Origin of the sequence: Solimonas sp. SE-A11, assembly GCF_030345715.1 — a bacterium.
Classification (GTDB): Bacteria; Pseudomonadota; Gammaproteobacteria; order Nevskiales; family Nevskiaceae; genus Solimonas_A.
Window position 1 is genome coordinate 1 of sequence record NZ_JAUASX010000024.1, and the last position, 20,682, is coordinate 20,682.

A 20,682-nucleotide genomic window follows, 5' to 3' on the forward strand; every position below is an offset into this window, starting at 1 on the left:
GACCCAAGAAAGCACTCGGCGGGCTGGCGCCCGCCGTCTACGCCAAGCAGCTTGCTGCAAAGGCTATTACCATCAACCCAGGGCTCTAAACCAAACCGCTACTCAAGGCGGGGTAACGTCGCAATCTCGCTGATCGACAGGCCGTCCCGGAACCGCATTCGCCGCACTTTTGCGTACATCGCCATGGTATGCACCTCGTCTTCCTGCTGGGCTTGGAACCCCGCAGGCTAGTGAAGAACACCCTGGTCAATTTTCAGTGAGCAGAACCCCGTTTTGATGGTCAATTTTCAACGAGCGGCAACAGTCATCGGGGCAGTGTGTTGCCGCGCGTTGAAGATTGACCCAGGTGGTCAGTTTTCAACGCGCGGCAACACCCTCTACCGTCTGGCCTCCAAAATCACGGTCGATGGCCTGCCCAATGTCCAGGCCGAGAGCCTGATCGCAGCCCTGAATGCCGTCCTGGTCGAGATCAAGGCCCGGGAGGACTGTCGAGAATGCCGCACACGACATTGGCTTCGGGCAGCCCAGATGTAGCACTGCCCTAACCCATTGGAAGGATATTACTGAGCGGTTCTACCGCGCAGGCCCCATCCAGGCAGCACCGCCGGCATACTCGACCAAGCGCCACCCGCTATCCAAACTCTTCCATATGGACCCAAGTTCTTTGGAGTCCACAACATCAACAAGAGAAGCGTCGGGCGAGGGCTGCGACCGCAGCGCGACCATCTCATCCGCTTGCGCGTCGCTGTCCTGCGCAATATCGACCAAGGATGCGCCTGGCACGGATGGCAATCGCAGAGCGCCCTTTTCATCTATCGGCGCGCCGCTGGTCTCCGCTTCTTCCAAAGACGACGAGGTGGCGTGCCGCCAGATGCAAACAACATCAGTGTGCGCGGTCAAATCAAGGACGAGATCAGCCTGACGGCTAACTTTCGGAGGCCCACCCCGGGTCTGCCAACCCCAGCGGTCGAATATCACATCGCCACTTTGTCGGGGTGCTGTCAGTTGAACTTGTTGAGATTGGTTCTTGTCAAAAATGCGCAGCATAGCGGGGTTGATATAGCCTTCCCCGCGGCCCAGCATATCGGGCGGATCGCAGGCAATGGCTGCCCCAGGATTTGGCCCCTGAGCATAAATGCACACCACTGCTTGTGTATCGTCGGCAAGTGGCGCTTCGTACTCGACGAGAAACTCCAACCGAGTAATCCGCGGGGGCGCCCGGCGCCTGATGCCCTGGTTGTCATAGGCAACCCAGAGTCGCGTTTTTGACCATAGCGGCGGGTTCGAAAGTGCGCTGCGTGCTCGTTCGCGACGAACGCCTAGCGCTTCACCGCCTGCCGGCTGGCCGACAAGGAAGTCGAGGACTTCTGAATCAGCCACACTTGGAACGCTAGGCTTTATTTCCCATCGGGGGCCGGTCGACTCCTTCTTTCTCCAGCATGACCAGCTCCAACTCGCACTGCGGTCGGAGCGGAAAAGAAACAATTGGGCTCCCTTACGAACAAGGCCCTCCGGAGCGACTTCAAGATAGAGCCGCATCGAGTAGTCGCTCAGGGCATCAGCTTCCTCGAAGTCGATATCCACCAACTCAATCTTTGCAAGCCGGGCCATGTGCTCTTCCGGCTTGATCATGCCACAAACCTGTGGGTCGATCTCGCCTTTCTGGCCTGCATTGATTGCCTCAAAAAGTTCCGCCACACCACGGCCAGCCTTGGCGTGCAAATGCAACGGAATTTGTCGCTGTTGCACCTGCCCAGGGACGTAGTCAGAAATTAGCGTTTCGCGTATGCGTGCTAGGTTGGCTCGATAGGACTCCGCGAGCTGCATGGCAGCATCGCCGAAGCTTCCTGACGATTTAAGTAACTCACTCGCTTTTCTGGCGATATCGGTCAATCCCCAATCGATACTACTTGGGCTGGTCAATAGCAGCGCCTCGTGGGCCTTCACCATCAGGTATAGCGAGCGCAGAAGTGATTCCTCGGCGCGGCGGCGGTTGACCCCAGCCAACGATCGCAGAACCGGACTTATTTCAGCTCCTGCCCCAATGACAGCGTGATCCACTCGAAACGCCAGCGCAGCCGAAGCCGTGATCGCCGAGCAGCAGTTACCAACCTGCTGCCCTAATTCTTGGATCTTGGTGAGGCATCGACTTTTTTCGTCTGTGAACTTCTTAATCTCACCGGAAAGCTTCTTCCATTCATCACTCTGGGAAGCCAGTTTCTCAAGGTAACTGTCGAACTCACTCTGAGGAACCTGAAACTCGCGGATTGCATCCGCAAAGCCCTTTACAATCGGGGCGCCTGCCTTGGCGTACTTTGTTATGCTGTCGATCCCGTTGCCAGAAGAGCTATCGGCTTGGGCCTTCTTTATGACTTCATTAATTTGCGGCTTGAAGCGTTCTCTTCGTTCACGGTCTCTGGCCAGTAGCTGATCCTCTACTTTGTCACGGATGGGCTGGACGCGCTTTCGGCCCGCAAATTTTGGCTCAGGATCTTCATCCTCCTCCTCAATCGTGAACAATGAGGTCTCAGATGAAGCATCCGATAGGCTCTCTTTACCTTCCAAAATATATCCGCCTGCGTGGGCGATGCCGTCGCGTTCCTCTTTTTGTATGCCCCCCTCACTTTGCACTGCCATCTTCTCGGACTTCATGGCGGTTACGACACTGCAGAGATCGTCCGCCTTTTCAAAAATTTTCGCGATCGGCTCTATAAAGTCCACTTCGGAGTCGGCTCGCCCGATCTTGTCCGCAAGCAACGTGGACAGTTTTCCTCCCCAGCCTAGATAGGGCTGCGCTACGGGTATCGCTTGACAAAGGGCTCCAGCGATTTTGAAGAATCCTCGAATGTCATGCTCCCTCGAAAGATCACCTCGCGCTTTGTTGACGAGTGTGAGTCGCAGTGATGACATTTCAGCCTGGAGCTTTCGGATCTGGGGCTGGAGGACGTCTTCTATTCTTTTGCGCAACTCTGCGGAATCGCGCTCGGCCTTCTCGAGCAGTTGTGCATTGCGCGAAATCTCATCGTAAGTAAGTGACTTCAGATCCTGATTAATATTCAGGGTCGACTCCGACGATTCCTGCAGAGACTCTATCCGGCTACATAGCAGAAGTGTGCGGGCGGCTGCATCAACTTCAGCTTGATGCATGCGAATCGTGGCGCCCAGCGAATAACTCGGCGAGTAGCCGGATGGCTTGCCAAAGTAGTCAAGGTTGAGCCTGAACCGGTTGCCAATATTGGCGGCTTCGGTCTTGGCCCAGATCAAAATGTCGGCATCTCCATGCTCGATTCCGGCTCCTTCTAGGCGTTCTTCATAAAGAGCGAGTAGCTTTTGCAGTTCATCCCCGTGGTTGGCAAGCAGGAGGTCGCGAAGATATTGCATCAAAGGGGGCAAAGACAGAGCAGAAAGCCAGGCAGACGGAGTAGCCACGTGCTCGAAGTGGCCATCTCGTCCTCTGGTCACTGCTGCTTCCCTGGCAAAGGCGTCTACGCCGGCCTTCGTCTCGCGAGTTTCCTTGGTTTCGTATCGTAGATCGGTCCCAGTATGCACGCCCCACCATGAATTGTAGAAACCCTGAACATGATACTTGCAGGACTTCATCGGGGAGCCCGCGCGACCACCTTTGCAGTCATTCGCCTTGTTTCCTGAACGGCCACTTGGCGCGGAAAACAGCGATTTTAAATTGACATGATTGCTCAACAAAACTCCGCCGTTCCCCGGATTCCCGGGGACCCCTGGGGAAACGGCATTGCCGCCATCGGTCGGCCACTCTCCCTCGCCACAGGTCCAGTCTGACCAAGTCCCGCCGCTCCAGTGAGCCGGCGATGTAAACCAGCGAAAGCTGAAGTACACCGCAGGAGGGTTGAAGTTAAAATCGACACCCGTAGTTCCTATCTTTGCACTGAACTCCTCATGGTGATGATTCATCGCGCTAACCGAGCGGCCGTCGCTGCCATTGATACCCGCGCCAGCATGCTGCCCATCTCCACCCGCAGCATGAAATCGAGGACTCGAATCTGGAGCAAGGCAGTCGCTGACGAAAACTTCGATTCGTCCGCCATCCTGGCCGTGCTTTCCATTGCCGCCGGCGCTTCCTGACGAGTTTGCCGACACTGCGGTGGGAACCAGCCATTTCGCTGGAGAGACGGAGATTTCGGCTCGCTCTCGTCCATCTTTGAAAACGAGCTGCCTTGCGAAGATGCGGATGGTGGCACAAGGCAGAAAGAACCTTGTTGTGATCTCGAGGACATCGCAATGGATGTCGATTTGGCCAACCGCATATCTGATGTGGTTTGAATCTATCAGAGAATCACTATGAAGCTCCTTCCAAGGAGTTTTGAACCGATCTATCACGATATGGACGCCAGAAATTTGGCGACGCAAGGATCCATCATGCCAGCGGGTATCTCGGATGGATAAGTACCGATCGCTTTTGGGATCGGGCCGGGGAGCCTGAATCGCGAGAGTCTTGAAAGAGGGTTCAATAATGCTCGGCATAAGAATTCCTGTGGGCAAAGACAAGAAGAGCGGTGGCTATGGTTAGTAGCGGCCTTTCGCTAAGACGGCCCGAGTGACCCGTACTCGGTCGCTCGCTCTGAAGCACCGTCAAACTTGGCAGATGTGCTGCCTATTTCACTTAACAAACGAACGTCTGGTCGTCTATAGGGCTTACGAAGTCCGCCAATGCTGTTCACGCACGGACTTGGATCGGCGGAGGAGCGGTTTATGTTGTCTGTGCAAGGTGATGCCTTTTGGTTTTTCAATATGCCTCCTCAGGGGCCGCGCATGGGCCGATATCCGTCAAATGGTGCCGATATTCAGTACTAGGCAGCTTCAGTAGTTGGCCCCGCCAGTCGGAACCAGGATGAATGTCATAAGAACCTCACATGTGGTCCTGAGATGCGCCCCCTGATCATACATGCGCCGGGTGTGCGCCCCCTACCTCGCGGGTCATCGGACGCACGGGCAGCGCACAGCCTGAGCGTTGTATTGACCGGCGCCGCGGACGGAAATATCGAGGTGATGAATCTCATGAGACGATACTCCCTGACACCAAGGGTCGGTTCGAATACCCGGCTAGGCCACGCGGGCTTGCAAGCAGAGACTCATGCCTCCCGAAGCTCTCTCAGTCGCGCAAGCGCTGTACAAAATGCCCTTGATGCTTATCCGGGTTCCCAGGCTGTTGGCGTCAGCGACCGGTAGCGGCGTGGGTGTGTTCTTCGAAGGCTAGGCCAGCCAGCCCCAGAAGAACGGAGGAAGTTCGGAGGAACTAAGCACGAATTTGGCCGGCCGGAGTTCCTCCATGCCCCCGACGTTACCCCGAGCTTGATCAGCGCCGATGTGCCTGGCGCAGCCCAGCCAGACGAAATCGAAGATATATTTATGATTTTAATGGAATTTAAGTATTATCAATCAAGCCCATTTGTCCGGTCCGCAAGAACAGACACGCGAGCCAACGTGAAAGCGCCTACTCAAATGCATCTGTTGCAATCCAAATTCTTGATATGTGCCGTCAGCGACTTAGCCTGCGTCTCGATCTGGGCGGGCTTCGTTTATCCAGCCCTCGTGATCGACGTCTTCGCGAGCCGGGTCCTCGGCTGGAAGGCGGCCCGCTGAGTCCGATCGAATCTCGGGCTGGATGCATTGGAGCAAGCTCAGTATGCGCGACGATCAGCCGCAAGCGGGTTGCGCGGCTGATGCGCAAAGCCGGCTCGCGTGGGATCAGCCGGCGGCGCGGCCATGTCGTGACCACCGGGTGGGATCGGCACCAGGGCTCGGCGCAGGACCTGGTGCGGAGGCGCTTCGCAGCCGATGGCCACAACCAGCTCTGGGTCGCCGACATGACCTACACCCCCTACCTGGGGCGGCTTCCTGTACCTGACGATGGTGCTGGACGTCTTCAGTCGCCGGGTGGTCGGCTGGGCAATGGGGAAGCAGATGACGGCCGATCTGGTCCTTGACGCGCTCAACATGGCCCTGGAGTGGCGTCGGCCCGCTAACGTGATCCACCACAGCGACCCGGGCAGTACACCAGCATCGCCTTCGGGGAGCGTTGCCGGCAGATGGGCGTGCGCCCGTCCATGGGCATGGTCGGAGACGCCTACGATAACCCCATGGCCGAGAGCTTCTTCGCCAGCCTGGAGTGCGAACTGATTGACCACAGCAGTTTCCGCAGCAAGGCCGAGGCCCGCATCACCCCTTCACCTGGATCAAGGGCTGGTACAACCCGCGCCGTCGTCACTCGGCGCTAGGCTACCAGTCGCCCATCAACTACGAACGGAGAAACCCAACACCCGGCAAACCACCCCTTGCAGAAGCTGCAGTCGCCGCTTGAGAATCAAGCGCACACCCGTCCGTCAGAGCGGGGCAACTCTACACACGCCTTATATGATGATTTTGGACCCCTCGTTGCCCTGCCTCCATGTGAGGTCGCCGTTTGATCGCCGCTACCTGCGATTTCGTCAGAACTATTCGGCCGACCGTGCGCTAATTCAGTTACAGCATCCCGGTGTGACGATAGAAGAATGACCATTCCTGTTGATACTCGGTATATAGGTGATGTCGAACTAGATCGCGCTAGACGATTGCTTGCGTTGCTGCTCCGAGCACGATGGACCGGGGAGCCGATCTCGGAGTCCGACACTTCCAACGTAAAGGCCGCGGCATTCTCTGCTCTATTGCGCATTCATGGCGTCGCCAGTGTGCTGGCTTTACGTCATAGTGACCAGATACATCAACTGCCGCCACAGTTGGCTGATCATGTGGTCCAAGCGCAGCGACGTGGTGTCAACGCTGCGTTAATGCAGGCGCGTGCCTGCATTAACGTGACTCAAGCGCTTGAGCGAGCTGCTATACCGTGCCTTCCTCTCAAGGGACAAGCGCTATCCTGGCGTCTTTACGGCGCGATTGGCGCGCGCCACAGCAGTGATGTCGACCTGCTCATCGATCCCGACACGGTGCTTCCGGCCGTGGCATTCCTTTTGGATCTCGGATACTTTCCCTCAGCACCTCTTCCGCAGAATCCCCTGCATTGGCGTGAGTTGATGCGAACGCGGCATCACGCCAATTTCCGGAATGAGAGCGGCACCTATTTGGAACTTCACTGGCGGACTGAACCACTGCGCAGTACCTCGCTGCCATCATTAGCGCAATTACTCCCTGAAACTGGCATCATCGCTTCAGGTCCATTTCGCGGCCTGCGCGAACTGCCGCCGGAGCTTCTTCATAGATCCTTAGCTTGTCATGCAGCCCGTTCCCGCTGCGCCCGCTGGAAATGGGGCTACGATCTCTTAGAGATCTTTGGGGCTCAGGGCGATTCACCTTGGAATCCGCGCCTCATCGCAGCACAGCCCCCACAAATCCGCCAGGTCCTAAAAGTCATGGGGGCGCAACTTCAGGTGCCTGGCTGGCAGCGCTCGCCATCGGAAGATCTGATCTGTCGCGCTGCCGCTGTCGAGGGGCGTGAATTGCTGCGGGGTGGCGCAGGCATTGGCAGGACATTTCGAGATGGTTTGCTTCTGCATCTCGCTGCTTGGGCGGCGCTTCAGAGCGGCGCGGCCCGCTTGGAGTATCTGGGCTGGATGCTGACGCGGATATCTTCGGACGTAGGCGATGACGCCTACTCTCTGGTGGCAAAGTGGCCTTGGCTGGCGCCGCTAGTTCGCGTCGTTGCCGCAATTCGCCGCAAGACACGCCGAAACCGATGAGGCACGCCCTTAACCCCTCGCGTGATCATCAATCTCAAGGTCTCACTTACCGAAGGGAGATCGACGGCCTGCGGGCGTTGTCCATACTGGCGGTGGTGCTGTACCACGCCGGGCTTCCAGGCTTAAGCGGGGGGTTTAGGGGGGTCGACATCTTCTTCGTGATCAGTGGCTATCTGATCACGCGCATGTTGTTTGTAACCAGCTCGCAGAGGGGCATGGATCTGCGTGACTTCTATGAGCGGCGCGCGAGGCGCATCCTGCCTGCACTTGAGATGATGTTGCTCTGCAGCACGGTCGCCGCGGTGCTGCTGATGCAACCCGACGAGCTAAGGATTTTTTGCCGCGAATTGGGCGGAGCAGTACTCCTCAGCGCCAACTTCGTTTATTGGCAGACCAGCGGCTATTTCAACCCACTGAGTGACTGGATGCCGCTGCTTCATACTTGGAGCCTGGCGGTGGAGGAGCAGTTTTACCTTCTCTGGCCGCTGCTACTGCTGCCGCTGCTGCGGATCTCCCCGCGTCGCGTGCCTGTGCTGCTGGTGGCGCTCGCTCTACTGGCGCTGATAGTGGCACAGTTACTGGATACACGTCTGCCCCGGTTGGCGTTCTACCTCCTCCCTGGTCGCGCCTGGGAGCTGCTTGCGGGTGCCTGCGTGGCAGGCATGGAGCGGCGGGGAGTGGCCCGGCCGGGGCCTCGGACTGCAATCGCCCTCAGTGGCCTCGGTTTGCTGGCGGTGTTTGCCAGCCTGCTTTGGCCGAATCCTCCTCACGGCGCTGGACTGGCTGCCCTTCCGGTAGTGCTTGGCACCGCCTTGCTGCTTCAGGCGCTCCCGGCGGCGCCGGCTTTTTCGCAATGCCTTGGCGCTGCGCCGCTCCGCTGGCTGGGGCTGTCCAGCTACAGCATATACCTCTGGCACCAGCCACTGGGAGCCTGGCTGCGCTACGCAGTTCGCGACGAGCCTCCGCTTGCTCTGCGTCTGACCGCAGCCGGACTGGCGGTGATTATCGGGCTGGCGAGCTGGCGCTGGCTGGAGCAGCCGCTGCGCGACCGTCGTCGTGTGCCACTGCGGCCCTTCCTCATCGGCATCACGGTATCCACATTACTTCTCGCCGGATTCGCCGCAGCGGGCTTTTACACCAAGGGCTTCGAATCGCTCTTTCTGCGTTATGCCCCTACCTCGCACCAGGCAATCTACCGAAGCCTTTCGCGAGAAGAGTATCCGCTGCTTGAAGGCCGCTGCCGCTTCATGCCACACGGTCTTGCCAATGCCACCGCAGAGCGCATCAGAGAGTGCTTCCACCTCCACGGCTCGGGACTGTTGGTGATGGGCGATTCTCGTGCTCAGGATCTCTACCGCGCCATGCTGCTAAGCAGTTCGCAGCCTTTCATCGTTGGCCTGGCTTATCCGGGATGCCAGGCCGAATGGCAGCACAAGAAATCTTGCGGCTATGATCGGCTGCTCGATCTCCTGCAGCAGCAGCCCGATAGCTTTGCCGTCGTCCTTTACACTCAGGCCGGATTTCATCTGATGAAGGACAGCAAAGATCAGCAGCCGTCTCGGAATGTGCTGGCCGATCCCCGCAGTGGTATGCGGGGCCTCAGAATCGATCCTATGCGCGTTAATGCCCAGCTCCCGCTGCTGAAGGAACTACAGCGCGCTGGCCCGCTGGTGTATTGGCTGGGTCCGCTCATGGAGCCACACCGTGACCCGCAGCAGCTGCGGAGGATGGCCCTAGATTGCTCGCCTTCCGGCAACGCCTTACGGCCGCATCTACAACAGGCATTCCAATCGCTAGATCAAAAGCTTGCCCTGCGACTCGCAAATCCGGAGGCCGCCGTTCGCTATCTGTCAGCTCAGCAGCGCATGCAGTTCGACCCGAATCGTGACGTCTTTGACTGCCGGCGACTGCTTTGGCGTGACGGAGACCACTGGAGCCCCGCTGGCGAGGTCGAATTCGGCCGCCGCCTTCTGCGGTCCCTGGCCGACGAACCGCCTCTGGCTGCGCTTCTGCCGTCCCGCTGAGCGCTCAGGTCGGCGCAAGTTGCAAGGTGCGCAACCAAATGTTCAGCGCAAAGCGCCGCTGCTCAAAGCGATCGTCGGTGCAGCGCACTGGAAGCACCTCGTGTGGCATCCAGGAGGCAAATGCCACGAGTCGGTCGTGGCGGCTGTCGATATCTTCGAAAGCTGCACCCACTGGCGCATGGAAGCGAATCGCCCCGCCCTCGTAAGTCCGTGGACTCTGATGCAGGTAGTAGACCATACTCATCTGCCTGGCCCAGCGCGCGTCTTTCCCGGTGCTTGTATCAATGTGGCGGCGGTAGAAGCAGCCGTCGCCATAGGCCGTCAGTTCCAGCTCAGCGCGATAATCGGTGAAGCCAGGCATGCCCAGCGCCTGCTGCAAATCTGGAACACGTGCGGCAAAATGCTCGTAGAACAGAGTCGGCAACTCAGCGCCAATGTAGCGCAGCGCCGTGCGGGTGCCGGGAAGGAGGTGCCCACCTCCAAGAACCGCCGGCTCGAAAAGCGGCTGTCTTTTGATCGCCAGTGCGTGCAACGCGGCTGCGCGTTCGGCCCCAAGGAATCCATCGACCACCACCTTGGAAGGAACACGCAGCAAGGCCTGTGACTGCGAGGTCATTGGATAGCAGCTCCGAGCGAATCCGAATGACGCGCATGCTATCGTGGTGGTATGCCCGACTCCAGCACCTCCCACCGTCGCCCCTGCTGGCGTAAACGATTACGAAGCCGCGTGCTGGCCGATGATCTGCTGGCCGTTGAGGCCTTAGCTGCACTGGGTCTGGCTCGGCTGGCTCTGCTGCTGCCGTACCGGCACTACCGGCCGTGGCTCGAACTGCGGTCCGACAACCCCGGGACAGCACCCGAAATGGCGCTGCGCATCGCGCGCGCCGTGCGCCGTGCGGCTCGCGTCGCCCCTTGGTCGGCAGTCTGCCTGCCGCAAGCCATGGCGGGAAAGTTAATGCTGCAGCGGCGAAATATCGGTTGTTGCTTGGTTCTGGGGGTGGAAAACACCCAGCCCGGGATATTGCTGCATGCATGGCTGGAGGTCGACGGCAACATCATCATCGGCGCCGCAGGGGCAGATCGATGTGCTGTACTCAACCGCTATGGCAACGGATAGCCCATTGCTATGCGGCAGTGCACAAAGTTGGGGGCTCGACGGTGAGTAATGTTTCAATTAACCTAGACTAGTTTTTGCTGCGCTACCAGATTTGTGTTTTCCGATAAGAGTAATTCAAGCCATGACCCAGCAGGATCTCGATGCGGTTTCTCCGGCAGCCGCCCACGAAGAAGCAGGTACCCCCGTCCCGCAGCCACGCTGGACGACACCTAAGATCACCTCTTTCGCGCCGGTGCCTGTATCGGACGCACAGGGTGCCTCGGGCAATCCCGGTGATGGCGTTTCGAACCTCACCTGATACTGCTCCCCCGCTGCCCCGGGAGCCGTATTGCGGGGGGCTGCGCGGCGTGGCAATTTGGCCTCGCTAACCTGACAGCGTCTGGATTCCCTTCAGACGATTGACGGGCGGCTACTCGCTTTCTGAAGTAAATGCTTTCGTAATGGCTGAGCTCTGGACCTTCGACTGCGGAGGGTTGTGCATCGAGAGTGCTTTGCCGATCCCGGGGCTACCGATGGCGGGGCCGGGCGCTGGGTCGACCGATGTTCGTATCCACTGGCAGCTCGGAGGCGAGTGCAAACCTGGCCCCCTCGTGTTCCGTTGGGACATTAATGATGGCGCCAAGCTACATCGTGACGGCGAGGATTGGCTTTGGGCGCTCGGAAGCGGCGGCCATATCGGAGTGGACGCAACTGGCCACCGGCTGGTGTGTTACGCGGAATCACAGGAGGTCCAGGAGCGTCAAGCGGACTTCCTGGCGCGCAGCCTGCTGCCGCGCCTCTGCGCACTGAGAGGGTCGCTGGTTCTTCACGGCTCGGCGGCAGCGTATAGCGGCGCGGCGGCCGTAATCATAGGGCGTTCCGGCGCCGGCAAATCCACCCTTGCGGCGGCGCTGGCACAAGGCGGGTGGACTCTACTCAGCGACGACGCCGCCGTTCTGCTTCAGCGTCCGGGCGGGTACTTCTGCCATGTGTCTTCCGTCCAGTCTTGCCTGCTCACCGAATCTGTAACTGCCCTGAATCACGACCCGGCATCACTTAATGTGCGGCGCGCTGCCCGCGCCAAGCTATGCCTGCCGCATGCGAGTATGCCTGCGCTGCGTGAGGCGCCCGTGCGAGCGATCTGGTTCTTGGAGCAAGGGGACTCCACCATGCCGTGTCCCGAGTGGGTTCCGTTAGACCTTCCAGAAGCCCTGGCAGGGCTTTGGAACAAGCGTGCCCGTTTCAATCCCGCCGACCACGCCAATCACGCCGCTGAGTGGAAGCAAATGGCGAGTTTGCTGGCTTGTGCACCGGCATTTAGGCTCCGACTTCCACGGTCTCTCCCGCGTCTGCCGGAATCTGTCGCCTCGCTAAGCCGCGCATGGAAGGATCTGCAGCAGTCACACGATGAGAAATCCGCTTCAGAATCCTGCCTCCACCAGGGGCCATGACGACTGCCAGCAGTTCGGGCCGCCGCCTGCTTTCCTGGTCCGGTGCCGTCAACGGCACGTGGAGCTCCCTAGATGGAGCCGCCCTTTCGCGCGCTGCCGGTTTTCAGCTGAGATCGGAGTGATGTCATGACATCACATGAATACTCCTACGACATGGTTTCAGCCGGACATGACTACCCGGAATGGCAGGGCGCGCCGCGGCGCAGCCTGATCCTAATCTCCCACCCTCGCTCCGGCAGCACACTGCTGGCGGAAGCTCTCCATGCAGCCGGGGGGCTTGGTAACCCTCTGGAATACCTCCATGCGGGATTCCGCCCAACGTTTGCTCGACGTTGGCAAGCGGAGTCGCTTCCGCAATATCTGACAAAGCTTCACCGCTTGCGTACGGACCCTGGGGGTACCTTGGGAATAAAACTATTCTGGCGCGACTTGCGTGAAACCGCAGTGGAGGCTGGCATCCGGTCCGACCAAGGCCCCAATCCGCCACCCGGGGGGGAGGACTACATGGCCCTGCACACACATTTGCAGCGGGTGCTACCGAATCCGGTTTTCGTCTATCTGTATCGCGAGGACCGCCTACGCGCCGCAATTTCAGCTTATATCGCGAGCAAGACGGGAGTATTCCGGGCGCTCACCCCGGAGCAGCTCCAGCGTACGCGCCGAGAGGTCGAATATGACTACGAGGGTATCCGGCAGGCGCTGGCCGCCTTCGATGCTGCCCATGCTCATTGGCGGGCCTACTTTGCCGCGTCCGGCATCAGGCCGTTGCGCCTAAGCTACGAGGAGCTGCAGGCCGACTACCATGGCAGTGTCACCAATGTGATTACATCCCTGGGCGGATCTGGCCAAAAATCGCTGCCCGCGCCACGGCTGACGCGTCAATCCTCGCGTCATTCGGAGACATTGCTGCTGAGGTTCCTGCGCGACCATGCGGAGAGGTGTCCTGCTTCCAACTGACGAGTGTCGGAGACCGGCTGACAACACCGCTATTCCCGGAGAATGTTCCGCCAGAAGTCCGATCTCACCACGGCGAGCAGTGCTGGACCGGACGCTGTCGACCAGAATTTCACCTGGTCGGTTGATTGGATGATCCGGCGCGCCAAAATCTTCGGAGGCTGCGCCGGCCAGCTGGCTCCAGGATGAGTCGGCACGTCGAGGACCGGTAGTTGCTTGCAGGCGTGGGACGCCGGGTCAGTCAAGCTGCAAGATCAGGTCGCGCGAAAGCAAGGTCTGCAAGAAACTCTCTATCTCTTCGGTCGCAACGCTGTCGTCCATGGAGAACTGCTGTCGGGCCTCCGCGACCAGTTCTGAGACGCTTGCAGGCTGAAGCAGCCGCCGCCAGATCCAGTGGGCGCTGGCGTTGAGTTGAAACACCTCACCACTATCGCGATCCAGCACAGCGCCTCCATCCTGGATAGGAGCGTCGAGGTGCGCGTCACTACGGCGCACGTATCGCGAAATTCTTGCGGTCATTGAAGCGTACCTTATCCGCAGACAGCAGCCTGTTCAAGCCAAGTATCAACGGCCACTACTGCCCATAGAGTTGATAGCCGCCCTGTGTCGAACGGGAAGGGGCGGCCTTTCCGTTGCCAAAGGCGATATTGCGCTACCAATGCCTCGAGGCTGTCACCCGAAACCCACCCACGCTGCACGGGCTGTAGGCGCCACGGATCGCGCTGCGCCATTCGGTCCAGCACCGCATCGGCGATCTTTGATGAGAAATTGGCTTTGTCCTGACGATTACGGACAGGCTCCGGTAGTACATCGCGCGTGGCCTCTCGTAGTAGCCACTTGCTCACGGACTTGCCCCCAACGTGACGTCGCAGGAGGTGCCCCGGAATCTCGAACAAGTAGGCTGTTAGGCGCGGATCATGAAAGGGGTGGCGCAACTGAAGTCCTGCCTCGTCATAGAGTGCAAGAAGCGGTTCCCAGGCCATGCGGCGCCGGGCCATCACGAACGGGGCATACCGTGACTGGCCCCATAGAGTATCGGCTATAGCTGGGGTTTCTTGCGGTGCACGCTGCCAGCGTCCGGCCAGATCGACTCGGCGTGCCCAGTCCGGCTGCAGCAGCGTCGGCACTTGCAGTTGCGGGTTCAGATGTGGAAAGCACAGACGCAGGCGATCATCGGCTTTCATCAAAGGCCTGATACCGTGTCTCCATAGGTAGAGCAGCCGGCGCGGCACGTCGTCGGCAATTCGGTCGCTGAACAGACCCTCCAACAATTGGCCGAACTGCCCGTGTCGAAATTGACTGGCCAGGTAATTGTAGTGCCCCCCCAGCCAGTCGTCGCCGCCCTCGCCCGTTAGGACTACTCGCGGCTGTAGGGCCTTCCACTGCGGCGAAGCCGCCAGCGGGTGAGCTATGGCGGGCCGCATCGGCGGCAGCAGGAACCGGTGGGCCTCGGCTTCGGCGGTAGACCAGTCATAGGGCATAAGGCCATCAGCGATGATGGGTTCGATATGGGCCGCCTCGATGACCGCATCACTGTAGCGCGATTCGTCGCAGGCCTCGCCAGGGTAGCGCACGGTGGCCACGACCGGCATTTGGCCGCCGTCAACACGAATCAGTTGCGCTGCACGCATGACCACAGTGGATGAATCCAGCCCACCAGACAGGTGTGCGGCGACGGGGCCGGGACTATCGAGACAATCGCGCATGCCAGCATCGAAGAGGCTGCGAAAACGCTCGACATGGTCCTCTGTGCTAAGCCCGCCGAGGGACTCTGTTTTCACGCGATGCCAATGACTCACGCGACGTCGCCCGCACACCCAATCCAGACGCGATCCGGCCGGCAAAGCATGGATGCCCTGCCAAAGCGACCCAGTCTGAGTCACGAAGCGCATAACCATTAGCTCCGCGACGGCAGCCTCGTCGGCTCGGCGCTCCAGATTCAGGCCATTGAGCAACATACGAGCCTCGGTAGCGAATGCCAGGAGGCCCTGTGATTCGCACCAATACAGCGGTCTCCAGCCCATCGGAGAGCGCTGCAGGAGAAGGCGACGCTGGTGTCGATCCCAGATCGCCAATGTGTAGTCGATTCCTTCCAGCTCGTGGGTCGCCATCTCGCCCCACTGCGCGAAGGCGGTTACGGCGAGCTCTGCGTCACTGCAGGCATCAGCCTTGACCTGTAGACGATGGGCAAGGTCTCGGCGATGCGAGAGGCGACCGTCGAACAAGGCCACCAGCCGTCCATCTCTCGACACAGAGACGGCGGGGGCAACTGAATCTTCCCAAGGGCTACAGCAACGCAACAAAGCGACGGCGCCTTCGGTCCATAGTCGTGGCACGCGACCGGCCCGAACCGGTAGCCCTGAGCGAAAACATCGCAAGGTCTCCTGATCCAGGTCACTGTAGTCTGTGCGCAGAATGCCGGCAAGGCCGGTCATGCCGAACTCTCGACTCCAGATACCAGAAGGCCGAGCTCAAGCGCCCGTGCAATGAACTGCTCTACCTCAATAGCGAGCTGCCCTCCTGACTCCGGAAAGCGGATTTGCAGGGCCGCTACCACCTGTGCTGGCTCACCCCATTCGCCGATCAACTCCCATATCGCCGACCCGCTGGCATTCAGGGCGTGATAGCTGCCGTTGCGCGTATCGAACAGTACCAATTCGCTCCCGGCGGCATTCCAGTACACCCACGAAGCGGGGCGAAAAGACACTCGGGAGGTCATGGCATTCAGATCTGGAAGTGACGGGGATGATCTGGCCCAACGAGGACGCTGCGCAGCTGCCGAAACCCTAGCATGTAAAAACTCGCGAATTGACGCGCCGATGTGTCATCAGTTGAAAATTGCCTGGTAACGCATTTGTCCGGAGTGCGGCGCGGGTCCCAGCGGCACCACAAAAAGTACTTGAGGTGGCAGCTGTGCATGATGAAGGCGGAAATTCCCCTGAGGCCAATGCGGACGAACCGGGCTCTCGAAAACCAGACTGAACGGCTCACGGCTGCCAGGATACCCCCTCCCCTGCAAAAGAGCCACGCATTCCACCAGTACCAACGGCAGGAACAGGCCCTCGGCGGACTCCAGTTCAAAGGCTTGCCCCACGCAAGGACTAAGCGTTTCGCGACTCAGCATTTTAAACAAGCCTCCTCTATTCCTGTGACGGCAACCTAGTACTCGGCGGGGTAACAGTTGACAAATTACTTCGACTACTTGTCTATGGTATACAGTTGCGGTAGCACAAACAGGACACGCCTGTTAGTCAAAATTTGTAATCGAAAACGTACGGGGGTACTTATGGATCCATTTTTGGGTGAGGTACGAATCTTTGGCTTTGACTTCCAACCTAGGGGTTGGGCCCTTTGCGATGGTCAGCTGATGCCCGTCAAACAGAACCAAGCTCTATTTACTCTGCTAGGGAAAGCGTTTGGAGGAGATGGAGTCAACAATTTCGCACTGCCGGACTTGCGTGGCCGAGTAGCGGTGGGCGTGGCTGAGAATGCGCCGATGGGCAAAGCAGGTGGTTTCGAGACAATTGGCTTAACCTCATCCCAGATGCCGGCGCATAGTCATCCGGCGAAAGCCTTTAATCAGGATGCCAATCAAGGATCCCCAGGCAATGGTACTTTCGCCGCTACCCAGGAGTCGGAGGCCTTCCCAATCTATGCAACTGAAGGCAGTCTGACCGCGGTCGATCCCGGAACGGTCGCGCCGAACTTTCCCGGTACTGTCGCGCCGCACTCGAACATGCAGCCCTACCTCGTCACCAGCTACGCCATCGCGCTAACCGGCGCGTTTCCGCTGCGGTCGTAAGCCACCAGACTCGCTTCTTGGGGGGAGAATAACAAAATGTCGGACCCTTATATCGGTGAAATTCGCTTATTTGGCGGTGACTATGCACCTCCTAATTGGGCATTGTGTCAGGGGCAACTGCTGCCAATTTCGGATTACGACGTCCTGTATAACCTAATCGGCACCCGTTATGGTGGCGATGGCGTTACCAACTTTGCTTTACCCGACCTTCGAGGACGAGCTCCAGTGCACCAGGGCGCCGGCCCCGGCTTGACTCTGCGAGTGATGGGTGAGCAAGGAGGTCTTGAGGATGTAACCTTGACGCACAATCAGATTCCGTCGCATCAGCATGCGTTCATGGCATCGACATCAGTAGCGTCTGACCGGCAACCATCCAAGACTCGGTTACTAGGAGCGGTAAGCAATACGACAGACGGCAGGCGGCGAGTGCTGTACCTGCCGAATACGGTAACTGGCCGTACCGACCTCGAGATCAGTCCGTTGGCTCTCGCACCGGTCGGAGGTGGGCAGCCGCATGCGAACCTCATGCCCTCCCTAGTGGTGAGTTTCATCATTTGCGTGAATGGCCTCTATCCTTCGCATTTCTGATTTCGGAGCATGTGAATATGGATCCTTTTGTTGGCGAAATCCGGGCGTTTAGCTTCAACTTTCCGCCCACCGACTGGGCGCTGTGCAACGGGCAATTGCTTGCCATCAACCAAAATACGTCGTTGTTTACAATCCTAGGAACAACCTTCGGTGGCGACGGTAAGTCGACGTTCGGGCTGCCGAACTTTTCCGGCCGGACACCCGTAGGAGTTGGCGCCGGTCCCGGGCTGACAAAGCGCATATTGGGCGAGCAGTTTGGCAAGCAAGCTGAGACACTAACCGAGGCGCAGATTCCGCCGCATAGCCATCGGGTCATCGCCTCGACCGTTACCACGCCAAGCGTCCCCAATATGGTGGCCGCCCCGGCCAGCAACGTACGCCTGTCACGCGCATTCACGCTGCCCGCGACCACGGGCGGTAGCCCAACTTCGACGCGGAACTACTCGTCTGTCGGAACCGTGGATACCGAACTTGCACCTTCGGCCATCGGCTTAACCGGCAGCGATCAGCCACATGAAAATCAGCAGCCGTTCCTTGTATTGAACTACTGCATTGCCCTGAAGGGTATCTGGCCACTACGTCAGTAACGACTGATCGTGCCAGGCCTGAATTACCCCCGACCTTTGACCGAAGCCTGCCTTGAGGCCCTGGCCTTGGCCTGGCGTCCGGAGGTCGGGGGGGACTATCCGTTTCTTGAAAGCTTGTACATCGACACGCGCTGGGACGAGTTTGCAGCACTTGGTTGGCCGGAGGCGCCACTACGGGCCTTTCTCGCCAGCCAGTTCGCGGCTCAGTGCCGTCACTACGCACAAGCCTACAGGGACGTTTCGGCGTTTCGAATTCTGCTGCACGATGGACGACCGATAGGCCGTCTTTACCTCTATGATGCCCCCATGGACAGTCGCATTATAGACATCACCCTAGTCGCGTCATGTCGCGGCAAGGGCATTGGAAGGACACTGCTTTGCGCTCTGATTGCCGACGCGAGGGCGACCAGTAGGACTGTTAGCATCCACGTAGAGAGCAACAATCCGGCACGCCGCCTTTACGACCGGCTAGGGTTTCAAGAGGCAGCGGAGGCACATCCGCCTTACTTACTTATGCAAACGCAGCTGGCGAAGTCCGTGATCGAGGCAAGCATCAGTCAGGCGCGAGGACCGACGGGTTGCTGAAGTTCCTGGGAGTACCGTAGGAACCTAGCGACTGCTGCTCAGGTGACGAGCTCCAGCCGCTCCAGCCGCAGATCCCCGCGTGAATTTTGCCGCAACTCCACTCGGTGCTCCGCGGTGTGCCAGTACAAGCGCAGGCTGCGTCCATCTTGCTCGAGCCGGAACTGCGTCAGGCGCCCACTTCCGACCAAGTTGTTGCTAGTGGTGATGTACTGATTGACAATTCTATTGCACGATTCACCGCGTTCGCCGCGATAGTCGGTGTTGCAAATGATTTCTCTAAAACCCTGAGACAGGCCCGAGAACCCTAGCAGCTTCCCTCTGGCCAACCAATCGCGAATGATGTGCTCTATAGCCATCGGACTTGCCAGCTCGGTGACTGTCGGCCCTTCCAGAGCGTGAAGGAGAAATGACCCGACTGCGGAAATCGCAGCTGCGACTTGATCCTGACGCTGCTTCGGTTCAGTGGCCTCCTGACCGATGCGTGCCGCCAGCGCGAGATAGCAGTGCATATAGTCAGCGAACTCTATAGGGGTACGCGCTTGGCGGCGGCTGAAATCCGCAGCTTCCGAGAGCCACTGGTCGGGTGGGTTCGCCATTATTGGCGATTGCTGGAAGGAGTGCAGTGCCAGCAAATCCTCCGTTGCCAGACTAATGAACAGTGGGTCCGCTGCGACCCCAAGACTGGACAGAAAAATCGGCACCTTCGCCAACTCGTTCTGGAGGATCAACTGCCTTTTCTTTAGGAGGTTGCCGATCACCAATCGGGCGTCCGCGGAATCGTCCCCGGCCTCAACCCTCGTGAGAGCGCGCAATTCTTCGAGGCTGCTGGCCATCAGACAGGCCACGCCCAGCTTCAGTCCGGTGCGGGGCAGATGCACCCAATCAGAGCCATGCAGGCGCCGCTGGATATCTATCAGAAGCGAGGTCTCGTCAGGCGACTCAAAGGCTTGTGAGATCGACGACATGGCCCAACTCAGCCACTCCATTCCCCCGTCAATGGTTGCCAGCGCCAATCTGGCATGAGCGGTCAATCCGTCGGGTCGAGTAAGGCTTCGGCCGGCTACGATAACAGTCATTAGATGAAGACTCCGATGGTCAGGCCCGCCACTTACGGGGACTTCCCGCAACATGCTGACCGTGGGCGCAAACTTGACATGGTTTCTGTGGAAGAGTCTAGTGGGTCAGAGTTGGCTAACCAAGGCAATAATCGCCCTATAACTACTGGCGTTGTTGAGGCGTTGGTGCCAATTACTTAAATGCCAGCCCAAGCGTGAGTTCTACTTATCGCGCCGGATCGATGTAAGCGATGACCACGTTTACCTCCACAGTGGCCCCCTCTGGGTAGAAGACCTCAACGAGCCTGCCGGTGCAGGGACTGCCAATCTTGGTACGGCCAGAGTTTCCTAGACACTCAGTTGCTGCTTAGCGCGTAGCGCTTTTCAAACTCTACCGGTGATACGCCGCCAGCGGAACCATGCCGGCGGATCGGGTTGTAGAACATCTCGATGTAGTCAAACAGGTCCGACGTCGCAGCAACCCGTGTCGGGTAGATCCGTCGCTTGATCCGCTCCTTCTTCAATGCGCTGAAGAAGCTCTCGGCCACGGCGTTGTCGTGACAGTTCCCGCGACGACTCATGCTTGACTGCATCCGGTGCGCCTTCAGGAACGATTGCCAGTCGCTGCTGGTGAACTGCTTGGTGTTCAAGCTGGAGCTACGCGGATACCTCGAGGTTCAGAACTCCCGGGACACCCCGCTTTTGCTTAAGCAGTTCTTTCGCCAACGGGTTGGTCCCGTAGATTCGAATCTGGACGAGACGGTGCACTGGGTTATTGCCTGGCACGAGCCCCGGCTGGAGTAGCAACCCGGGGGACATCAAGCAATAACCGTG

General features: G+C 59.0%; 18 protein-coding genes and 2 pseudogenes. 12 read left to right on the forward strand and 8 right to left on the reverse strand.

Annotated elements, in window-relative coordinates:
- The first annotated feature begins 276 nt into the window (after window positions 1-276).
- Window positions 277-534, forward strand: coding sequence for a hypothetical protein (locus QT386_RS20470; RefSeq protein ID WP_289275606.1), 258 nt, complete (start codon window positions 277-279; stop codon window positions 532-534).
- Window positions 535-573: 39 nt separating this feature from the next.
- Here the strand turns inward: QT386_RS20470 and QT386_RS20475 are convergent, their stop codons facing one another.
- Window positions 574-4,497, reverse strand: a complete 3,924-nt coding sequence (locus QT386_RS20475) for a hypothetical protein (RefSeq protein ID WP_289275607.1) — start codon at window positions 4,495-4,497, stop codon at window positions 574-576.
- Between the two features lie 1,172 nt (window positions 4,498-5,669).
- Between QT386_RS20475 and QT386_RS20480 the strand changes: the two are divergent.
- The 3 genes and pseudogenes from QT386_RS20480 to QT386_RS20490 all read left to right on the forward strand — a co-directional run.
- A pseudogene (locus QT386_RS20480) lies at window positions 5,670-6,334 on the forward strand (IS3 family transposase); the annotation flags it as partial.
- Between the two features lie 190 nt (window positions 6,335-6,524).
- Window positions 6,525-7,706, forward strand: a complete 1,182-nt coding sequence (locus QT386_RS20485; RefSeq protein WP_289275608.1) for a nucleotidyltransferase family protein — start codon at window positions 6,525-6,527, stop codon at window positions 7,704-7,706.
- Window positions 7,703-9,730 carry an acyltransferase family protein gene (locus QT386_RS20490; RefSeq protein ID WP_289275609.1) on the forward strand — a complete coding sequence of 676 codons (2,028 nt, stop codon included), beginning with the start codon at window positions 7,703-7,705 and terminating at the stop codon, window positions 9,728-9,730. The genes QT386_RS20485 and QT386_RS20490 overlap by 4 nt, the downstream gene beginning before the upstream one ends.
- A 4-nt stretch (window positions 9,731-9,734) precedes the next feature.
- Here QT386_RS20490 and QT386_RS20495 read toward each other — a convergent pair whose 3' ends face one another.
- On the reverse strand, window positions 9,735-10,346 hold the full coding sequence (locus QT386_RS20495) for a 2OG-Fe(II) oxygenase (RefSeq protein ID WP_289275610.1): 612 nt from the start codon (window positions 10,344-10,346) through the stop codon (window positions 9,735-9,737).
- A gap of 111 nt (window positions 10,347-10,457) precedes the next feature.
- On the opposite strand from QT386_RS20495, the gene QT386_RS20500 reads away from it, so the two are divergent.
- The 4 genes from QT386_RS20500 to QT386_RS20515 all read left to right on the forward strand — a co-directional run bounded on the left by QT386_RS20500 (window position 10,458) and on the right by QT386_RS20515 (window position 13,420).
- Window positions 10,458-10,847 carry a lasso peptide biosynthesis B2 protein gene (locus QT386_RS20500; protein WP_289275611.1) on the forward strand — a complete coding sequence of 130 codons (390 nt, stop codon included), beginning with the start codon at window positions 10,458-10,460 and terminating at the stop codon, window positions 10,845-10,847.
- A 121-nt stretch (window positions 10,848-10,968) separates the two neighbouring features.
- Entirely contained in the window at window positions 10,969-11,145 is a 177-nt protein-coding gene (locus QT386_RS20505; RefSeq protein WP_289275612.1) for a hypothetical protein, read from the forward strand.
- Window positions 11,146-12,430: 1,285 nt separating this feature from the next.
- On the forward strand, window positions 12,431-13,234 hold the full coding sequence (locus QT386_RS20510; protein ID WP_289275660.1) for a Stf0 family sulfotransferase: 804 nt from the start codon (window positions 12,431-12,433) through the stop codon (window positions 13,232-13,234).
- 42 nt (window positions 13,235-13,276) lie between these two features.
- A complete protein-coding gene (locus tag QT386_RS20515; protein WP_289275613.1) occupies window positions 13,277-13,420 on the forward strand; it encodes a hypothetical protein in 144 nt (47 codons plus the stop codon).
- Between the two features lie 48 nt (window positions 13,421-13,468).
- Here the strand turns inward: QT386_RS20515 and QT386_RS20520 are convergent, their stop codons facing one another.
- From QT386_RS20520 to QT386_RS20535, 4 genes are all read right to left on the reverse strand, one after another.
- The gene (locus QT386_RS20520; RefSeq protein ID WP_289275614.1) at window positions 13,469-13,675 is read right to left on the reverse strand and encodes a PqqD family protein; all 207 of its coding nucleotides are present in this window, start codon (window positions 13,673-13,675) and stop codon (window positions 13,469-13,471) included.
- An 86-nt stretch (window positions 13,676-13,761) separates the two neighbouring features.
- Window positions 13,762-15,666: an asparagine synthetase B gene (locus QT386_RS20525; protein WP_289275615.1), complete on the reverse strand. Its 1,905-nt coding sequence runs from the start codon at window positions 15,664-15,666 to the stop codon at window positions 13,762-13,764.
- On the reverse strand, window positions 15,663-15,950 hold the full coding sequence (locus QT386_RS20530) for a PqqD family protein (protein ID WP_289275616.1): 288 nt from the start codon (window positions 15,948-15,950) through the stop codon (window positions 15,663-15,665). Before QT386_RS20530 ends, QT386_RS20525 begins: the two co-directional genes overlap by 4 nt.
- A 108-nt stretch (window positions 15,951-16,058) precedes the next feature.
- The gene (locus tag QT386_RS20535; RefSeq protein WP_289275617.1) at window positions 16,059-16,355 is read right to left on the reverse strand and encodes a hypothetical protein; all 297 of its coding nucleotides are present in this window, start codon (window positions 16,353-16,355) and stop codon (window positions 16,059-16,061) included.
- Between the two features lie 162 nt (window positions 16,356-16,517).
- Between QT386_RS20535 and QT386_RS20540 the strand changes: the two genes are divergently transcribed.
- The 4 genes from QT386_RS20540 to QT386_RS23555 are packed head-to-tail and all read left to right on the forward strand — an operon-like array spanning window position 16,518 to window position 18,793.
- Window positions 16,518-17,033, forward strand: coding sequence for a phage tail protein (locus tag QT386_RS20540; protein ID WP_289275618.1), 516 nt, complete (start codon window positions 16,518-16,520; stop codon window positions 17,031-17,033).
- 36 nt (window positions 17,034-17,069) lie between these two features.
- Window positions 17,070-17,621, forward strand: coding sequence for a phage tail protein (locus tag QT386_RS20545; RefSeq protein ID WP_289275619.1), 552 nt, complete (start codon window positions 17,070-17,072; stop codon window positions 17,619-17,621).
- Between the two features lie 17 nt (window positions 17,622-17,638).
- Window positions 17,639-18,208 (forward strand): phage tail protein, encoded by a 570-nt coding sequence (locus tag QT386_RS20550; protein WP_289275620.1) that lies wholly within the window; start codon window positions 17,639-17,641, stop codon window positions 18,206-18,208.
- A gap of 9 nt (window positions 18,209-18,217) precedes the next feature.
- Complete coding sequence (locus QT386_RS23555) at window positions 18,218-18,793, forward strand: GNAT family N-acetyltransferase (RefSeq protein ID WP_367401473.1); 576 nt, start codon at window positions 18,218-18,220, stop codon at window positions 18,791-18,793.
- 38 nt (window positions 18,794-18,831) lie between these two features.
- Here QT386_RS23555 and QT386_RS20555 read toward each other — a convergent pair whose 3' ends face one another.
- Together QT386_RS20555 and QT386_RS20560 are read right to left on the reverse strand one after the other, a co-directional pair.
- Window positions 18,832-19,758, reverse strand: coding sequence for a hypothetical protein (locus tag QT386_RS20555; protein ID WP_289275621.1), 927 nt, complete (start codon window positions 19,756-19,758; stop codon window positions 18,832-18,834).
- A 446-nt stretch (window positions 19,759-20,204) separates the two neighbouring features.
- Window positions 20,205-20,486, reverse strand: a pseudogene (locus QT386_RS20560) (IS3 family transposase); the annotation flags it as partial.
- Window positions 20,487-20,682: the final 196 nt, after the last annotated feature.